2 protein-coding genes and 1 pseudogene are annotated in these 2833 nt (G+C 57.5%); 2 read left to right on the top strand and 1 reads right to left on the bottom strand.

What is annotated here, in order from left to right; genetic code table 11:
- Together ACWGTO_RS33025 and ACWGTO_RS33020 are read left to right on the top strand one after the other, a co-directional pair.
- Window positions 1-361: pseudogene (locus ACWGTO_RS33025) on the top strand (hypothetical protein); the annotation flags it as partial.
- Window positions 362-418: 57 nt separating this feature from the next.
- Window positions 419-1393, top strand: coding sequence for a S8/S53 family peptidase (locus ACWGTO_RS33020; protein ID WP_454578889.1), 975 nt, complete (start codon window positions 419-421; stop codon window positions 1391-1393).
- A gap of 803 nt (window positions 1394-2196) precedes the next feature.
- Here ACWGTO_RS33020 and ACWGTO_RS33015 read toward each other — a convergent pair.
- The coding region (locus tag ACWGTO_RS33015) for a transposase (protein WP_454578888.1) at window positions 2197-2833 on the bottom strand (637 nt) is incomplete at its 5' end.

Below are 2833 nucleotides of genomic sequence, written 5' to 3'. Positions count from 1 at the left end.
CTGGATCGACATGCGATTTGAAATGTTGACGCAGCTGTCGGACGATTTCGGTCTGCTGTGGGGCGCGAGCACGGGTCAGCGTGCCGAAAAGCTCCGCATCGCGCCAAGTGTGGAACTCGGCTTTGTTGTGCAAAAGCGACTGAGACCGTCCACCACGCTTTCTCTCACCGTCAGATCGATCCTGGGCGGGAACCTGACGGAACAACCTTGCACGGCTAACTATGGCGCGGTCGGCGGCGTCCAAGCGGCGAATTGCCGCCTTGCGGCTTCACAACTCCAACCTGCCGACACGTTGAAATATCTCTCAAACCTCCACCCAAACCGACTGAAACTCGAACTGCGGTTCATGCATCGGTTCTAGTACGGCGTGGGCGGGACATTTCGCCAATGAAGAACAAAACCAGACAGGAAGATTAATATGCGCAAGATCCAATCGTTGCCGGTAGCGCTCGTTGTCGGCCTCGGGCTCCTCCTCTGCCTGACGGCAAAAAGTGGTTTCGCTGGTGACCTCAGCGATGGGGCCCCCGTCGCAAAGCTTCCAGCTGCAGGGAGCAGTAGCTCGGGCTGCCCACAAAACGCCGACGGCACCTTTTGTTGGATGAGCCCGGACATTGGCCAGGCTTGGGCATCAGGCTACACCGGTTCTGGTGTGTCGGTGACAATCGTGGATGACTTCACCTCCGATAACGAAATTGACGGGGATCTGGGCCTCGGCCCAAAGAGCCAGTTACACGGGAAATGGAACGCCGAAATAGCTGGCATGGTGGCCCCTGGGGCAAACGTGTTCGAGCATGACAATAACTTCGAGCATGACAATGAGGACGAGACCCCGATCACCCTACACGATGGCCTCAATGTCATCAATTTGAGCTACAGCCTTTTTGATCCAGTAAGCTGGGATCCGCTTGATCAGTCGATTGTCGACACGGCCCGGGCGGGTACTGCCTTGATCGCGAAATCTGCCGGCAACGAGGGCTTCCAGATCGGTACCGCAAGGGAAGGGGTCGTGGATTTCCTAGCTCTCGATCTGGAGGGAGCGCCAACAACAATTTTTGTCGGTGCGCTCAACCACAATGGCACTCCCGAGAACAAAGCCGAGCTGGCCTCCTATTCGAATTACCCCGGCTCGAATCTGGACGTGCAGAACCAGTTCCTGACTGTCGGTGTTGAAGATGACAACACCGGCCTACCGGGAACATCTTACGGGACGCCTGTGGTTTCGGGCTATGCCGCCATCCTTGGCAGCAAATTCTCAACAGCAACACCGATCCAGATCAAAAATCAGTTGCTGGATACGGCCAGGACCGACACGATCGTCAACTATAATCCGGCGACTTACGGCCGCGGCGAGGCCAGCCTCTCGAGGGCGCTGGCGCCCGTTTCGATCAGATAAAAGAGTGGGGCGATCGCCGAAATCTGAAATTGCTGCGAGGCGGTGCGCGCCGCAAGAAATCGCCTCGTGGCATTCGCCGCCCTGGGCTGGCTTCGACAGTATCGCGGTAGAAGCTGCAGCCATTTGCTCCAATGCTCCTCAACCCCACCGCCGACGCGGCAAAACAACGTCATTGCTTCAATTGAAACCAAAAAATGGAACCTGCACGCCGTCGAATGGCAAACCTTCGCGACAAGCATGTGCCAAATCAGATCGACTCTTCCTGGCGGCTAAAGCTGAGGGTAGGTGATACGAAATGTGTAAGAGCTTGCCCGTATCACCTGCCGCCGCGGCGGCAGGTGATACGGGCATCTCGGTATTCGCCGCCCTCGGTAAACATTCCTCGGTGAGGCAATAGGAGGGAAAATTCGCGCGGCATCGACAGCTTCTTAGCAGCGGGCAGCAAAGTCCACCTAAGACGTCGGCCTACCCGGCTTGTCCTCAAGATCGAACAAGCCGACGTTTTTGTCGACTGAGCACGTTGGCCGGCGCTTCTCTAATCGGCGTGGTGAAGTCAAGCGCAATCGAGCTTTCCACTTGTGCGGCGGGTAACGTCTTTTCGCGGTCCTTGCTTCTCTCCGGGATCGGCGTCAAGGCCCTCCCATCGTGGGATCAGAAGAATGATATGGTCCAATCTCATTTGCATCCTGACGGCGCAGAGCGCTGCCGGGATAGGCGCTTACACGAACTCATATCATTCACGTCCGCGAAGGACGCTTTCCACCGCAAGGCGGAACTCTGTGTCTGCGTAATGTAGAGTTAGGCTATCCTGCTATTGCCGTAGCACCCTCCCGCGTCCAGCGGAACTCGGTTCCATCGCTCCACATGCGATGCAGGATCACGGCAAGCCGCCGCGCAAGCGCTACGATCGCTTTCTGAGCACCCCGCCGCTTCGCGACATTCATGGCCCAGGCTTTGAGCCAAGACCATTTTGCCACTCGCATCAGCAAAACTTGGGCAGCCTCGTAGAGCAGAGACCGCAGCATGCCGTCCCCACACAGCCTGACCCGCCCTATTCGTTTGCTTTCGCCAGATTGATTGAGGAGCGGCGTTAACCCGAGTACGGCTCCCACGGCGCGAGACGTTCGGAAGCGGGCAGGAATGTCAATCGTCGCCACATAGGCGAGCGACACGATCGGACCGACGCCGGGTACCGTCATCAATCGCCGGCAGACTGGATCATCCCTGACCTCTTGCCGAACCATGCGGTCCAGTTTCGCGAACTCGTGCCTCATCTTTTCTCGGGCGGCAAGCAACGATTCCATGATCTCGGTCAGGGCGGGTCTACTCACCATCAGGATCAAGCAGTTGCTTCTGCCGCTGAAAGTGCCATTTCGAAATCCAAAATCACAGCCTCGCCAGTCGGTTTTGCAGCGCCTGCCGATCGGCGACGAGGTTGTC

Source organism: Mesorhizobium sp. PL10 (assembly GCF_053714315.1).
This window is presented reverse-complemented; position numbering and strand designations above follow the sequence as displayed.